This window comes from Acinetobacter sp. ANC 4558 (genome assembly GCF_002135375.1).
GTDB lineage: Bacteria > Pseudomonadota > Gammaproteobacteria > Pseudomonadales > Moraxellaceae > Acinetobacter.
The window spans coordinates 1-15,285 of the sequence record NZ_NEGH01000007.1 but is presented as its reverse complement, the minus strand read 5'-3'; the positions used below and the strand labels follow the sequence as shown (position 1 = coordinate 15,285).

The window sequence follows — 15,285 nt, the reverse complement described above, 5'->3', positions numbered from 1 at the left end:
GTTGAAATGACGGCTTACCCGAACGTAGATATTGCAAATAAGTGGGCTAAACAAGTCATTTCAAATAAAATTCCAGCATGCAAATGGGTGAAATTAGCTTGTGAAAGACACTTAAACGACCTAAAAAATAGCAAAAATAAAGATTTTTTATATAAATTCGACGCTAAATTAGCTGAAAAAAAGATAGCTTTTATAGAACTTTTACCTCACACGAAGGGTGAATGGGCGATGAAGCGAATGTTAATTTCGCTCGAGCCTTGGCAAAAATTCGGAATCGCATGCACATTTGGATGGGTGCGAAAGAAAGATGGATATCGGCGTTTTCGTGAGAGCTATTGGAATGTACCGCGTAAGAATGGCAAGTCTGCTATTGCAGCAGGTGTTGCCCTTAATATGTTTGCGAACGATGGGGAGTTTGGTTCTGAGGTTTATGCAGGTGCTACTACTGAAAAACAAGCATGGGAAGTATTTAAACCAGCTCGACTGATGGCTGCACGATCACCTGAATTAGTTGAAGCTGCTGGCATACTAATTAATGCAGGCAGTTTGGAAATTCCTGAAGATGGTTCTTTATTTGAAACCATTATTGGAGATCCACCAGATGGTCAGAGTCCACATTGTGCAATTGTTGATGAATTCCATGAACATCCCACTTCTGCGCTATACGACACGATGCAAACAGGAATGGGGGCACGTCGACAACCGTTGATTTTTACAATCACCACATCGGGTTTTAATATTGAAGGCCCTTGTTATGATCTTCAAATTCGCGTTCAGGAGATGCTTGAGGGCACTGTTCCAGATGACGAGTTGTTTGGGTTCATCTTTACAATTGATGAAGGGGATGATTGGACTGATCCAAAAGTGTTGCAGAAAGCGAACCCAAACTATGGTGTATCTGTATATGCAGATTACTTAGAGTCGCAGCAACGTCGTGCAATTCAGAGTGCATCTAAGCAGAATGCCTTTAAAACAAAACATCTCAATGTATGGGTTTCTGCAAAATCAGCGTTTTTTAACATGGAGCAATGGAATCGCTGCAAAGACACTTCATTGAAAATTGAAGATTTTAGTAATGATGCTTGCATGATTTGTGTTGATTTATCTTCAAAGATTGATATTGCGGCACGAATTAATCTCTTTTATCGGGTTATTAAAGGGAAGATTCACTACTACAGCATTAAGCCAAGGTTCTACTTACCTTATGACACTGTTTATAACGGTGATGAAAAGCAAGTAACTGAGCGATATCAAAAGTGGTTGAACTTAGAATTGCTCACTATCAGTGGTGATGCTGAAAATGATTTAAATGAAATAGCGCAAGAGATCATTGATGATGCCAGTAATCTAAAGGTTAAAGAGGTCCCATATGACGAGTGGGGAGGTTTTCAGATTGCAAAAAATATTGATGATGCAGGATATACATCAATCAAGATCCCTAAAAATACCAAAACATTTTCACCAGCCATGAAAGAGCTTGAAGCAGCAATTGCATCAGGGCGATTCCATCATGATGGCAATCCAATATTGTCATGGATGATTGGCAACGTAATCTCTAAGACTGGAAAAAATGAAACAGAATTTCCAGATAAGGAAAAGAGTTTTAAGAAAATTGATGGTGCTGTTGCAGCTTTAATGGGTATCAATCGAATCGTGCTGACAACTATTGATGCTTCATCGGATGATAATTTCATGGATGCAATCAGTAACCCAATAATCGTATAAAGAGGTCATATGAATACAGCAGTAATTTTATATCTGCTACTGCTGTTAAGCGGTGCAATTTGTCTTGGTATAGGGATCTATATTCTATGGGGTATGGGCTGGATGCTTTTGGTTATCGCATTTGGCTTATTTGGTTTTGCATCATTTTTAAGAAAAGGATTGATAGATGAAAACACTTCTACAAACCCTGAGTGATGCCGTAGTTAAACCCAAGCAATCAATCAAATTAACCGATGGAAGTTGGTCTAATTTCTTTGGAGCTATATCAACAAGCGGTGAGTCGGTTAATGTTGAAAAAGCATTAAAGCTTGATGCGGTTTGGGCGTGTGTACGTTTGCTTTCTGAAACAACGTCAACATTACCGATTATGCTTTATGAAAGCCAAACAGATGGCAGTCGGATACCAGCAAAAGATCATCCGTTGTTTAATATTTTGCGGAATCAACCGAATATTCATATGACTTCGGTGAATTACACTCAAGCATTAACAGCATCTCTTTTGCTTCGTGGTAATGGTTTTACACAGGTAAAGCGTCAAGGAGATCGAGTAACTAGCCTTAACTTCTTATCACCTGATCGAATGAAATTAAGTTGGTCAGATCGAGATGATCTTATTTATGAATATACAGATCGAAGTGGTCAACAATTTGAAATTAGTAATAAAGAAATACTCCATATCCCTGCATTTTCTTTAGATGGTCGAATTGGATTATCACCCATTCAGTACGGTGCGAATACCTTCGGTAATGCGATGGCAGCTGATAAAGCAGCAAGTGGTACATTTAAAAATGGATTGATGCCTACAGTTGCTTTTAAAGTCGAACGCACAATGACCAAAGAGCAACGTGAAGTATTTCGCGATTATGTAAAAGAGGTATCAGGTGCTTTAAATGCAGGGAAATCACCTGTTCTGGAACAAGGTGTTACACCAGAAATGATTGGGATTAATCCAGCAGATGCACAACTTCTGGAATCACGAAATTTTAGCATTGAAACGATTTGCCGTTGGTTCCGTGTTCCTGGTTGGATGATTGGTTACGCAGGAAAAGGACAGACTAAGTGGGGAAGTGGAATGGAACAGGAAATGATTGGTTTCCTCACATTTACACTTCGACCATGGCTTGTTTTGATTGAGCAGGCTATGAATAAAAATCTATTAAGCCCTGCTGAACGTGCTAAATACAAAATTGAATTTAATATTGAAGGTTTGCTTAGAGCTGACTCTGTAGCACGATCTGAATATTATTCCAAAATGGTGAATAACGGTATTTATACTCGTGATGAAGTTAGAACACTGGAAAATCTACCTAAACATGGTGGTATAGCAAGCAAACTCACGATTCAAAAACAAAACGTTCCAATTGATGAAGCTGGGCAAGAGTAAGTTTTACAATTTAAATTAACCACGGAGCCAATAGGCTCTTTTTTTGTGAGTAAAGAAATGAAAAACAATGAACAGATTGTACCGCGTGTAACAAAAGAAAGAATCGAAGCATTATTGAATCGTGTTGAAGTTCACACAACTACATGTGACACACCTACATCACATGTTATGGCGGTTGCATGGCTTGATGGAAAATTTCATTTAGGAACCGCTATTTCTAAAGCTGACATTGCAACAGGGCATTTTAATGAAGAGCTAGGAATTGAACGCTCAACTAAAGATGCTTTAAAAATTGCAGAAAATAAGCTCTGGGAGCTCGAAGGTTATCGCTTATTTTCGGGTGGTTAAAACAATCTAGATCACAGCACCTTTAAGGTGCTTTTTTATTGCCATTTAAAAGGTAAATCAAATGACAAAACGAAATATGCCAATGGCACCAAAGGCGCTTAATAAACCTAATGTTCGGTTTGATTTGCCTGACTCGGTGCTAAATAAATGGCAAGCAAATATAAAAGCATCTTCTGAAACTGACAATACGATTTCGATTTATGAAGAAATTGGCTATGACTGGTGGACGGATGGTGGAGTGACTGCCCAGCGGATCGCATCGGCATTGCGATTTATTGGTGATGATCAAGATGTCATCGTCAATATTAATTCACCAGGTGGTGATGTATTTGAAGGCTTGGCAATTTATAACTTATTACGCGCTCATAAAGGGAAAGTAACTGTTCGTGTCTTGGGAGTTGCAGCAAGTGCAGCATCCGTTATTGCCATGGCAGGTGATGAAATTCAAATTGCACGTGCTGGCTTTGTCATGATCCATAACTGTTGGTCTTATGCAGTTGGAAATCAACATGATATGCGTGAAGCAGCAGATTACTTAGCGGTTTTTGATGAGTCTGCAAATGATATTTATCGAACACGCACCAATCTTGATGAAAAAGAAATTGCCAAAATGATGGATGTGGAGTCTTGGTTGTCAGGCTCACAAGCGATTGAAAAAGGATTTGCAGATGATTATTTACCAGCAGATCAAGTTGAGCAATCCGAAGAGCAACCAGCACAAGCAGCCATTCGTAAATTAGATCAAATATTGGCAAAGCAAAATATTCCTCGTCAAGAACGACGCAAATTATTTCAAGCAATTAAAGCCGACACGCAAAACGCTGTCGTACCGAGCACGCCTAATGCTGCTCAAAAAACCACGCATGACGCTGGTTCAATTTCGTTTGCCGATGGTTCGGCTTCAAGAATCTCAAACTCTTTAAAAGGTATTTTTAACAATGACTGATACAGTAAAGCTCGAAAACGAATACAAGCAAGTTCAAACTGACTTAAAGAAAGTTGGTGATGATGTTAAACAATATGCTGAAAACGTTGAAAAACAGGTCAAGCAATTTGGTGATGCAAATGCTGAAACTAAACAGAAAGCTGATGATGCTTTAAGTAAATTTAATGAGTTGCAGTTAAGCATGCAAAATATGCAGCAACAGTTAGATCGTCCGAATACACCAGCACAGTCTACGTTTAAATCTGCTGGACAGCGTGTTGTTGAAAGTGAAGATTTCAAAACCAATGCAAGCTCAACATTCCGCGGTAATATGCGTATTGCTATGCCTCGACAAGCCATTCTAACTTCAACAGGACCATCGGTAACTCCTGATCACCAGGGGATTATTGCACCTGTAACTCAGCGTTTGACTGTACGTGACTTAATTGCACCCGGTCAAACAAGTTCAAATGCAATTGAATATACGGTTGAAACAGGCTTTACCAATAATGCTGCAACAGTCGAAGAAGGTAAGCCTAAACCTTATTCAGATATTAAGTTTGATAATGTGACTGCGAATGTTCGTACCATTGCACATTTATTCAAAGCATCCCGACAAATCTTAGATGATGCTCCTGCGCTTCAATCTTATATCGATGCACGTGCTCGTTATGGGCTACAGCTTGCAGAAGAGCGTCAATTATTACTTGGTAATGGTGCAGGTCAAAACCTGCATGGCATTATTCCTCAAGCACAAACCTTTGATGAAGCATTAGTGAAAATTTCAAATGCGACTGCAATTGATCGTATTCGTTATGCATTGCTGCAAGCGGTCCTTGCAGAATTGCCATCTACAGGTATCGTATTGAACCCGATTGATTGGGCTGGAATTCAACTCACAAAAGACAATGAAGGGCGCTATATCATTGGTAATCCGGTGAATGGTAATGCGCCAACATTATGGAATCTTCCGACTGTTGAAACACAGGCAATGGTAGTCGATAACTTCTTGACAGGTGCATTTGGTATGGGTGCACAAATCTTTGATCGTATGGATATCGAGGTTCTTCTCTCTACTGAAAACGACAAAGATTTTGAAAATAATATGGTTTCTATTCGTGCAGAAGAGCGTTTAGCGCTGGCTGTATATCGTCCTGAAGCATTTGTCACAGGCACTTTTAGTAAAAAAGGCCCTTAATCAAAATCGGGGCATATCACATGCCCTATTAAATGGAAAATATTATGAAATTAAAGGCATTAAAAACCTATGATTTTATGGGTGTTGTTCTAAAGCCTGATGATGAATTTGAAGCTTCTGATCATGCTGCAAAACAGTTAATCGCATTAAAACAAGCGGTCTCCCTTGAACCTGAAAAAATATCAGAATGCAAAGATGGTATTGATTTAAGTCACTATGTGGCTAAGTCTGAATACGATGCATTAGAGGCTGAGTATAATGCACTTAAAAATAGCCCAGATGCATTAAAGGCACGGTTGGCTGAACTTGAGTTAGACAGTGATCAGCAATCCGATCAGGACGATCAAGCTCAAGATTATTCAAAACTGAACAATGATCAATTAAAAGCAATTCTTATTGAAAAAGGAATTGGGTTTAAACAAAGTGCTAAGAAGGATGAGCTTCTTGCTTTAATTCCAAAGGAATAAAATATGTCTGTGCTCACCATTGAGGATGCAAAGCTACATCAAAAGATTGATCATGATGACGAGGATAGCGACATACAATCAAAGTTGGATGCAGCTGAATTAATGGTTGCACAGTTTATTGGACGTTATTTTTACCCAGATCAAAATGCATTAAATACTGCATTTGATCAGATTGATTTAATTCAGCAAAGGTTTGAAACTGAGTATCAAAAATTACTCGATAAGTCAGAAAGCAATTCTAAGTTATATGAAAAATTAGCCAAGCAAAAGAAATACGATAATGATCGTCAAATTTCAATGATCGTGAATGGCCTTGTAATCAATCCACTTATTCGGGCAGGCGTGTTGCTCACATTTGGCTATTTTTATGAAACGCGCGAAGATTTTGAAGATTTACCTCAGTCTGTGAAAAATGTAGTACAGCCATTTAGAGTTGATTTAGGGGTGTAAATTGAAAGCAGGAAAACTTCCTCACCGCATCCGGATAGAAACCTTCATTGAAACTCAAGACAAAAAGACAGGCCGAATTACTAAACAGTGGTCAGAATTTACGACTGTTTGGGGAAAACTTGAGCCTTTATCCACAAAAGATATCCTCCAAGCTCAAGCGATTAATTCCAAAATGACTGCTCGTTGTAAGATTCGTTTTAGTTCTAAAGCTAATCAAATTGATTCAACTATGCGAGTTTTGTTTCGAGGTAAATATTGGAAAATTGATGGTGAGCCAATGCCTGATAATGAATCAGGTCTTGAGTGGCTGACTCTAAACCTTGCAGAAGGTGAATCATTATGGCAGCAAAGCAATTAAATATTGAAGGCTTGGATGATTTTAATAAAAAAATAGCAGAACTCACTGATATTAAAAAAGTCAGATCAAAAGGCATGTCAGCAGCACGTAAAGCAATGAAAATTGTTGAACTATCTGCAAAGATTGGTGCTGCTTATATTGATGACCCAGCAACGAGAGAAGATATTGAGAAAAATATTGTCACTCGCGCAGGCAAAACAAGAAATATGGCCACAATTCGAATGCGTGTTGGTGTATTGGGTGGTGCAGCCGTAAATAGCAAATCTAATCGTGCAAAACTGGCAGCTTTGCCGGGTGGTGAAACGGTCTACTGGCGTTATATTGAATTTGGTACAAGTAAAGTTCAAGCAGTGCCTTTTATGCGCCCAGCATTGGAACAAAATGTTGAAAAAGTCACTGATGTCTTTGCACAAACTTTTATGAAATCAATTGAGCTTGCAATAGCGAAAGGCAAAATATCATGACAGCACCTATTTATGAATTGCTCGATGCGAGTGAAGATGTTAAATCATTCTTAGAGTCAGGAGGTGTATTGCGTGCATATGAATTTGGTTTGGCATCTGATAGTCCTAAAAAGCCATATTTAGTGTGGCAGGACATTTCAGGCACACCCCAAAACAATCTTGATTGCCCTGCATTAGTCGATCATATTTCTATTCAATTTGATGTGTATGCTGAAACGCCAGATGATTTGCTTCAAATTAAAAATGCTGTGCGACGCGCATTAGAAAAAGATAACTCATGCACGATTACAGGTTTACGTGGTAACAGTCGAGAATCAGACACAAAACTTTATCGAACTGGTTTTGATACAAATTGGTTTGTAGATCGATAATTTAAAAAGTTAATTAAACCGTCCTTATTGGGCGGTTTTTTTATGCCTGAAAAATGGCAACCAAGCCGACTAGGGTAGCTCCCGAAAGAGAAGATGGTCGTTTCGACTATTCATTGCATCTTCTTGTCGGCTTTTCTTTTTTTTAATGAATAGTTGGAGTAAAGCAATGAATGCAATAGTGAAAATCAAATATGAAAATGTAGACCAATCATTTGATAGTTCGGGTTGGTTTAATGCAACAGAAGCTGCCAAAAGATTTAATAAAGAACCATACATGTGGTTGCGACAAAGAGATACAGCAGAATATCTTTCTGCTCTAGCCAAGCGACAAGGCAAAAGTGACTTTCTGACAGAGTTCAATGAAATCATAAAGTTAGATGGAAGTAAGTCAACATCAAGAAACAAAGTTCTAAATTTAGCTAAGAAAACTGGCTTTGTGAAAGCCAAATCTGGTTCACCAGACAATGGTGGTGGCACATGGCTGCATCCTAAATTGGCGATCGCTTTTGCTCGTTGGTTAAATATTGATTTCGCAATTTGGTGTGATGAGCAAATAGATAATCTGATTCAGGCAAATCAAGCACCTCCATCCGTACAGGATATGATTCGCTTAATGTTGTTGCCTTCCGCATCCACTTGGGAGAAGCGATTTCCTGATTCCTATTACAAAGCTTTAGCGAAAATAACCAACACTAAATTCAATAATCATGTTGGTGGTAGTCCTGCCATATTTGGTGACATTACCAATAAATGGGTATATCGAATCATTATGCCAAAAGAAGTTCTATTGGAGGTTCGAGAGAATAAACGTGATGGTGAAAAGATGCATCAATGGCTTACTAATGGTGGTGAGCAAATGCTATCAAAACAAATTAATTCAATAGAAGTTATTGCTAATAGTTCTACTGATTATCAAGATTTTATAACTCGTTGTTATCAAGCCTTTCCACAAGCAAAAGGTCAATTACGTTTAGTGATGCCCGAACAGGAGTATGCAGTATGAGCCAATATCAGTATTTAACTATGGCTTGTAAAGATGCAACTGATCAGGATGAAGAAGTAGATTTCATATTAAATGGCGAGTCATTAGTAATAGTGGCTGTTGAGGTCTGTTTACAAAATGGTATTAAAGATGCTCATGAAAAGCTAATTAACGCATTTCCAAACCATAAAGTAATGACAACTTATGCGCCATTATTTAATTACTTCCAATCAGTACTTGAATTGCAAACTTTGGAAGCTGAGTTATCCATAGGTGATTCAGCTATGGGTGATCATCGCCTTGATAAAGCTTTCCATTGGAAAGAACTAAAAGCACAAAAGCATTAATTAACCTTGTTTTTAAACCCACCTCCTTAAAGGAGGTTTTTTTATGCCTAAAAAGAGGAGTAGCTACTCATGGCAAATGTTAAAGCACAAGGCACACAGGTCTTTGCTGTTATTGATAACACAGTAGTGCGTTTTTCATGCCCTAAAGCATTCACATTTGGTGATGATACTTTTACCAAAATTGACACAACATGTTTAGATTCTGACACAAAAGATTATGAACGTGGTTTGCGTGATCCTGGTGAAGGCTCTATTCAAATTGACTTGGATGATGAAAATGCAAGTCATCTTCAACTTATTGAGCTTGCTGACTCAGGGAATAAAATCGAATGGTACATTGGTTCTAGCCACTCGAAATCACCACCGACTTATGAATCAGTATCAGGTATTGCATTACCTGAAGATCGTATTTGGTGGTCATTCAAAGGCTACATCAATCCAGCAGCACCAACAATTGAGACAGATGCAATGGTTGGATATACATTTACCCTTATCCGCACATCAGCAGTTGTAATCACTCCACGCACGGTGACTAAATAATGACTAGAAAGAAAAAATTAGCTCAGCCTAAAGATACTGCTGGGGTTGTAGGTAGTACATTGGATATTGATAGTCTATTAGCAATGTCTGCCAATATAACAACTGAACTTGTGAAAAAAGAAATTTCTTTTTTCCGTGGCGATCAAGAGTTTCGAGCCATCGTTGGTGTTAAATCATTGTCGTACGATGAAGTTGTAAATTTAGTGCGTGGTAAAGATACATCTAAGATGCTCATGGCTGATGTCATTAAAATTCGTGTTCAGGCTTGTGTTTATAATTTTGATACAAATGAGCTTATTTTCCCAACATTAGATTCAACAGGTGTTGCTGCTCCACAAATTGTAGATGCAATGTATGTTGTTGCGGACGAAGTGAATGATTTTGTGGGAAAGTATCTGGTAGAGAAATTGGCGAAGAAGAATTCTGGTGTGAACTTGTCATCAACGGAATTGGGGGAAGAACCATTGCGGAAGCCAAACGAAGAATAAAACATTCTGAGCTTCAAATATGGAGAGCTTATCGTGAAAAACGGGGCTCTCTTTTTACTGCAAGACGTATTGAGCAATCAATAGGTGGCTTATCAGCACTCTATGTATCCGTTAAAGGCGTTAAAGATGTTGATCCATACAACTTTATGCCTCATGAAGAAAAGCCACTAAAAGTGGAAATGTCGCTTGAGGATTATATGATGCAGCATTATGGAGAGGGAAATTAACTTAGGTTGGTTTCTTTTTCATATAAATCTCATTATCTTAGAGCTATTCTTTGGAGGGTTTTATGAAAAAGATATTAGGGTTGTGTCTGGTTTTCACATGTACGTTTTCAAATGCATTTAATGATGAGGAGTGTGTATTCTTATTAAAAGATGCAGATAAGAATGGTGTCCTTAATAAAGCATTAAAGAAGGATAAAGCAGATGCTAAACTCTATTGGTTGGATCCAAGTGATGAAAGGATAAAAACACCTGTAAGTTGCAAAAATCCAATTAGCAATTATGAAAAAATTGTATGCTCAGACGATTCATTAAAAAAGCTAGATCAAATTGCTTATACAACATACATATATAATGCTATCAATGCCAATGGTGAGCGTTTAGATTTAAATGATTTAAGTGAGTCAGACTTAAATAAAGACTGGGTTAATAGACTGGTTGCTGATAAAGAGTCGGTTTGTTTAAAATTAAAATACATGGATCAAGTTGATCGAAAATTAAGATATTGATGTTAAAAAACAGCAACACCGCCCTTTAGGCGGTTTTTTTACGCCTGAGGTTTATATGAGTGCAAAACTCGGAACATTGACACTTGATATGATTGCTAAGATCAGCAATTTTGTTGGCCCAATGAAGAGTGCTGGCGATACCGCCCAACGTGAATCAAAAAGAATTGAATCAAGTGTAAATTCAGCAACTAAAGCTATTCTTAGTTTTGGTGCTGCAACCATTGCTGGTTTAACGGTGGGTGAAATTGTTAAAACCGCGGATGCTTATACACAGAACGCAGCACGAATTAGAAATGCAACAAAAGATGCTGCAAACTCTACTGAAGAATATGATTATGTTCAGCAACGATTATTAAAAACTGCAAATAGCACATATCGTGCATTAGGTGAAGCTCAAGAAGTATATCTTGGGGTTTCAGGTGGCCTAAAGGAGCTGGGCTACGACACAAAGCAAGTTCTAGATATTTCGGATTCCCTTTCTTTTTCTTTTGTGCATAATGCAACTTCTGCCGATAAAGCGCAGTCTGCAATGAGTGCTTACGGCAAGGTTTTAGATAAAAATAAAGTTGAAGCTAATTCATGGTTTTCTATTATTGCTGCAGTACCCAATGTTCTTGATGATGTTGCAAAAGCAACTGGAAAATCTACACAAGAAGTTCGTAAATTGGGTGCGGAAGGCAAACTTGCAGCAGCAGACCTTCACAAAGGCTTTTTACTTTCAAAGGATGCAAACAAAGAATTAGCAGACGCAATGGAAAACTCACTTGCTGATGGTATGTTTGCTGTGAAAAATGGTTTTAGTGTGCTTGTAGGTGAGGTAAATATTGCTACGGGTGCGACTAATAAATTAGCTGCTGGTTTAGCTGTTGCTGGCGATACAATGGTTTGGGCGTCTCAAAATTTGGATGTTTTAACTGTTGTTGGTGGGACTGCTGTGGCATTTATGGCTGGCACCTATATTCCAATTGTAATTAAAGGGACTCAAGCGACAGTAGCAGATACTATTTCCAAAATCACAAATATCGCTGCTCAAAGAAGTAAGGCGATTGCTGATTATGATGTTGCTAAATCAAATCTTGCTGCAACTGCAGCAATGGTTCGATCAATGGGTGTCACCAATGCACAGACAGCAGCAATGATTAGCAATGCGCGAGCGGCATATCAACAAGCAGCGGCAGCAAAAACAGCAGCATTAGCGAGTGCCAGTATAACAAGTGTATTGGGTGGGCCAGTAGGTTTAGGTTTAACTGTTGCAGGTGTTGCTGCGTCTTATCTTTTATTTAGAGATAACACAAAACACTCAACAGTATCGTTGCGTGAAAATAACACCACAGTCGAAGATGCAATTAAGAAATACAAAGAGCTAGGAGAGTTGGAGCGCAAAGGGCAAATTGTTGAAGAACGCGAGACTTTGGATGAATTAACTAGATCTTATGAGCAGGTAAATCAAGAGCTTGTTTCACATTCATTAAAAATGAGTCGTAGCACTGATATGTCAACCGCACAGGCGAGTGAGTTTAATAAACTTGTGCAGCAGTACAAATCAGGAAAAATTACACTAGAGCAGCTTTCAGTAGAAGTGCACCGAAATACTAACTTCACTCAAAAGCAAAAAGATGAATTTGATAAGCAAGCAAAAGGTCTAGAACAAGCATCTAAAAAAATGAGTGAACAAAAATCACTTATCACTGAGATACAGAGAGAAAATACCAAGCTAACTAAATCTCATAATGATGTGGCGAACGCTGTAAATCGTCAGAAAAATGCTTATGAAGGCTTAACAGATCAGCAAAAGAAAGTTTACGATTCTGCTAGTCAGCGATTGCAACGTCAGGAGTATATTGAAAAAAATGTATCTCAGGGAACAATGACTCGACCTCAAGCAGAGCATTTTGCGGATAAGCGTATAGAGGCAGGAATTCCATTTAATCAGCAGCTATCCAAGATTATGTATGAGCAAATTAATGCTGTATATAAGCTCAACTTAAAGGAGGAGGCGCGATTAGAGACTGAGAAAAAGACTACTGAGGAGAAGAAAAAGCAGCTTGATCTCGCAGAGAAGACCGTTAAATCTCAAACAATTGATGCTGTTATTGCTAGAGGTGAAGGAAACTACAATTCCTTTAATAGAGGGAAGGCGGGTGATAGTCTTGGGCAAAAAATCAATCTCACTGGTATGACTGTTGGTCAAATTAGACAGATGCAAGACAGTGGGAAAATTTTTGCGGCTGGTAAATATCAAAATATACCATCCACATTACAGGGAGCAGTTGATTCAGGGATTGTATCTGTTACTGAAACCTTTAATGCTGAGGTGCAAGAAAAAATCTTCAGACAATACCTAGTTACCTCAAAATCAGGTAGAAAATCACTTGAAGATTATCTAACTGGTAAAAGTGATGATGTGGTTGCTGCTAACATAGATTTAGCAAAAGTTTTTGCTTCTGTAGCGCATCCAGCTACAGGTAAATCTTATTATGATGGTAAAGGCAACAACAAGGCATCCATAAGTGCTAAAGAAGCACAAGAGGCTTTGATGGCAAGCCGTAGTCTTTATGCAATGGCTATTGCAGCTGGCAAGAGTGCAGACGAGGCATGGAGATCATCTTTTGACAGTAGCTTAACTTTTGTTAAGGATTCTGACACTCAAAAAGCTTTAGAGGTGGTGCTTGATAAGCAAAATGAAGCAGATACTGCTTTAGAAAAATCTTTAGAGTACCAAAAGACGATTAAACAACGCTATTACACTGAAGAAGAAGTAATGGCGGCTGCTAATGCTGATGCTATAAAAGATATTGAGAAAGCTTTTTTGGGTGATAAAACAGCAATTACCAAGTATCTTCTTTTGCAAGAGGTGGTTTATCAGAAAGATGTTGAAGCTTTTAAGGATGCTCAACGTCAAAAAGAACTAGCAATCATTCAGTATGATTTATCTTACGCTTCTAAAATGGAAAGTGTTCAAGATAATATTGCTTTAATGTCCGCACCAAAAAATCAACGAGCACGATTGGGCTTGGTGATAGATGAAAGGAATGCGCACAAGCAGAATGATGAGCAATTATTCAATGATATCACTGCAATCGATCGGCAAAAAATTGAGCTTGGTATTCAGGAGCACCATAAACGCTTGGAAGATGCAAAAAGACTTCATAAGGAAAATGAGTATGCAATTTCTCTAGAGTATAAGGAGAAGGAAGCTGATTTATTGATGCAACAAAAGGCAGAACAGCTTGATTTGTGGGGGAGTGTATTAAGTCAAGGACAAAACACATTTGCTCAACTCACACAGTCTGTTCAAAATTCTGCAGGTGAACAAAGCGGTATTTATCGCACAATGTTTGCAATGCAAAAAGCTTTCACAATTGCATCTTCAACCATGGCTGCCTACAACGCATATACAACAGCCTTTGCTGATCCTAGCGCAATGACTCTTGCCCAGAAATTTGCAGGAGGTGCTGCGGTAATGGCTGCTTTAATGCCAGCGATTACAACTATTTCATCTTTGTCTTTAAGTGGTATGGCTCATGATGGTATTGACAATGTGCCAAGTGAGGGTACGTGGCTTTTAGATAAGGGTGAACGTGTTGTTGATAGTCGTACTAACTCTGATTTGAAGAAGTATCTTGCTGGTCAAAAACAACAAGCACCGCAGATCAACATTAACAATCATGTTGGTGCAGAAGTAAATACGCGCCAAAATCCTGATGGCAGTATCAATATTGATGTAATCGAAAAACAGCTCGCTAATCGGTTAGCGAGTCCAAATAGTGTTATTTCAAAATCTTTGAAAAATAATACAAATACATCTCGGAGACGCTAGTGCATAAATTACTCTACTGCTCTACTCAATCGGGTTATTCGGCTCAGTTGGGCGATGGCGTTATTTCACAACAATTGGATGGTGGTGCGCCAAGATATCGCCGTGCATTGAAAGGGAGCTACCATACTGCATCTGTACAGTGGGTGGTTAAAGACGAAGGCTATCAATATTTAATGGCCTTTTATCGTGTATGGGCTCGAAATCCGAGTCGGCGATTCTTGGCAAAACTCTGTATTGATAGTCCAGTGGTAGAAGATTATCAGTGTTATTTTTCAGGTAGTCCAAGGCTCACCAGTAAAGAAGCAGGGGTTTATACCGTTACTGCTGAATTTCGTGTGAAGCCGTTAAATACTGATCCAAATTTAGATAATTTAATTGTTAATGCAGGTAGCGAAGGTGTAGATCTAAATGATCTTACAAACCCACTTGAGACACTGGTTAATGAAAGCTTACCAAAAGCTGTAGGAAAACTTTAAATGGATTACACCTCATTCTTTTTAAACAGCTCTGGTGGCGTGGTTCAGCTTGAATGCATTGAAATATCACATCCAAGTTTCACTAAAACCTTTCGGTATGTTCGAAATGATGAGGATGGGGTAAAAATCGGTAAAGATGTTTATCAGTATCAACCAATGTCAATTAAACGTGCCAATGTTACCAATGATTTAGAACAGCGTTTCTCGAT

Annotated in this window: 18 protein-coding genes and 1 pseudogene; all 19 read left to right on the top strand. The window is 38.5% G+C overall.

Annotated elements, in window-relative coordinates; translation table 11 throughout:
- Window positions 1-6 precede the first annotated feature (6 nt).
- On the top strand, window positions 7-1,725 hold the full coding sequence (locus tag B9T31_RS09555; protein ID WP_086181734.1) for a terminase large subunit: 1,719 nt from the start codon (window positions 7-9) through the stop codon (window positions 1,723-1,725).
- Between the two features lie 9 nt (window positions 1,726-1,734).
- On the top strand, window positions 1,735-1,920 hold the full coding sequence (locus B9T31_RS09550) for a hypothetical protein (RefSeq protein WP_086181733.1): 186 nt from the start codon (window positions 1,735-1,737) through the stop codon (window positions 1,918-1,920).
- Window positions 1,892-3,109 carry a phage portal protein gene (locus tag B9T31_RS09545; RefSeq protein ID WP_086181732.1) on the top strand — a complete coding sequence of 406 codons (1,218 nt, stop codon included), beginning with the start codon at window positions 1,892-1,894 and terminating at the stop codon, window positions 3,107-3,109. The genes B9T31_RS09550 and B9T31_RS09545 overlap by 29 nt, the downstream gene beginning before the upstream one ends.
- A gap of 57 nt (window positions 3,110-3,166) precedes the next feature.
- Window positions 3,167-3,457 carry a Gp49 family protein gene (locus B9T31_RS09540; protein WP_139840909.1) on the top strand — a complete coding sequence of 97 codons (291 nt, stop codon included), beginning with the start codon at window positions 3,167-3,169 and terminating at the stop codon, window positions 3,455-3,457.
- 61 nt (window positions 3,458-3,518) lie between these two features.
- Window positions 3,519-4,403: a head maturation protease, ClpP-related gene (locus B9T31_RS09535; protein WP_086181730.1), complete on the top strand. Its 885-nt coding sequence runs from the start codon at window positions 3,519-3,521 to the stop codon at window positions 4,401-4,403.
- A complete protein-coding gene (locus B9T31_RS09530; RefSeq protein WP_086181729.1) occupies window positions 4,396-5,580 on the top strand; it encodes a phage major capsid protein in 1,185 nt (394 codons plus the stop codon). The genes B9T31_RS09535 and B9T31_RS09530 overlap by 8 nt, the downstream gene beginning before the upstream one ends.
- Window positions 5,581-5,624: 44 nt before the next feature.
- Entirely contained in the window at window positions 5,625-6,047 is a 423-nt protein-coding gene (locus B9T31_RS09525) for a hypothetical protein (protein WP_228146017.1), read from the top strand.
- A 3-nt stretch (window positions 6,048-6,050) separates the two neighbouring features.
- Window positions 6,051-6,497, top strand: coding sequence for a head-tail connector protein (locus tag B9T31_RS09520; RefSeq protein WP_086181728.1), 447 nt, complete (start codon window positions 6,051-6,053; stop codon window positions 6,495-6,497).
- A gap of 1 nt (window position 6,498) precedes the next feature.
- Complete coding sequence (locus B9T31_RS09515) at window positions 6,499-6,855, top strand: phage head closure protein (protein WP_086181727.1); 357 nt, start codon at window positions 6,499-6,501, stop codon at window positions 6,853-6,855.
- On the top strand, window positions 6,837-7,319 hold the full coding sequence (locus B9T31_RS09510) for an HK97-gp10 family putative phage morphogenesis protein (protein ID WP_086181726.1): 483 nt from the start codon (window positions 6,837-6,839) through the stop codon (window positions 7,317-7,319). The genes B9T31_RS09515 and B9T31_RS09510 overlap by 19 nt, the downstream gene beginning before the upstream one ends.
- Entirely contained in the window at window positions 7,316-7,690 is a 375-nt protein-coding gene (gene gp17 / locus B9T31_RS09505; RefSeq protein ID WP_086181725.1) for a tail completion protein gp17, read from the top strand. Before B9T31_RS09510 ends, gp17 begins: the two co-directional genes overlap by 4 nt.
- 166 nt (window positions 7,691-7,856) lie before the next feature.
- On the top strand, window positions 7,857-8,693 hold the full coding sequence (locus tag B9T31_RS09500; protein ID WP_086181724.1) for a KilA-N domain-containing protein: 837 nt from the start codon (window positions 7,857-7,859) through the stop codon (window positions 8,691-8,693).
- A complete protein-coding gene (locus B9T31_RS09495; RefSeq protein ID WP_086181723.1) occupies window positions 8,690-9,019 on the top strand; it encodes a hypothetical protein in 330 nt (109 codons plus the stop codon). The genes B9T31_RS09500 and B9T31_RS09495 overlap by 4 nt, the downstream gene beginning before the upstream one ends.
- A gap of 69 nt (window positions 9,020-9,088) precedes the next feature.
- On the top strand, window positions 9,089-9,559 hold the full coding sequence (locus B9T31_RS09490) for a phage tail tube protein (protein ID WP_086181722.1): 471 nt from the start codon (window positions 9,089-9,091) through the stop codon (window positions 9,557-9,559).
- Window positions 9,559-10,047 (top strand): hypothetical protein, encoded by a 489-nt coding sequence (locus tag B9T31_RS09485; RefSeq protein WP_086181721.1) that lies wholly within the window; start codon window positions 9,559-9,561, stop codon window positions 10,045-10,047. The genes B9T31_RS09490 and B9T31_RS09485 overlap by 1 nt, the downstream gene beginning before the upstream one ends.
- Before the next feature lie 289 nt (window positions 10,048-10,336).
- Window positions 10,337-10,780 (top strand): hypothetical protein, encoded by a 444-nt coding sequence (locus tag B9T31_RS09475; protein WP_086181719.1) that lies wholly within the window; start codon window positions 10,337-10,339, stop codon window positions 10,778-10,780.
- 55 nt (window positions 10,781-10,835) lie between these two features.
- A complete protein-coding gene (locus tag B9T31_RS09470; RefSeq protein ID WP_086181718.1) occupies window positions 10,836-14,600 on the top strand; it encodes a tape measure protein in 3,765 nt (1,254 codons plus the stop codon).
- The gene (locus B9T31_RS09465; protein WP_086181717.1) at window positions 14,600-15,076 is read left to right on the top strand and encodes a hypothetical protein; all 477 of its coding nucleotides are present in this window, start codon (window positions 14,600-14,602) and stop codon (window positions 15,074-15,076) included. Before B9T31_RS09470 ends, B9T31_RS09465 begins: the two co-directional genes overlap by 1 nt.
- A pseudogene (locus B9T31_RS09460) lies at window positions 15,077-15,285 on the top strand (hypothetical protein); the annotation flags it as partial.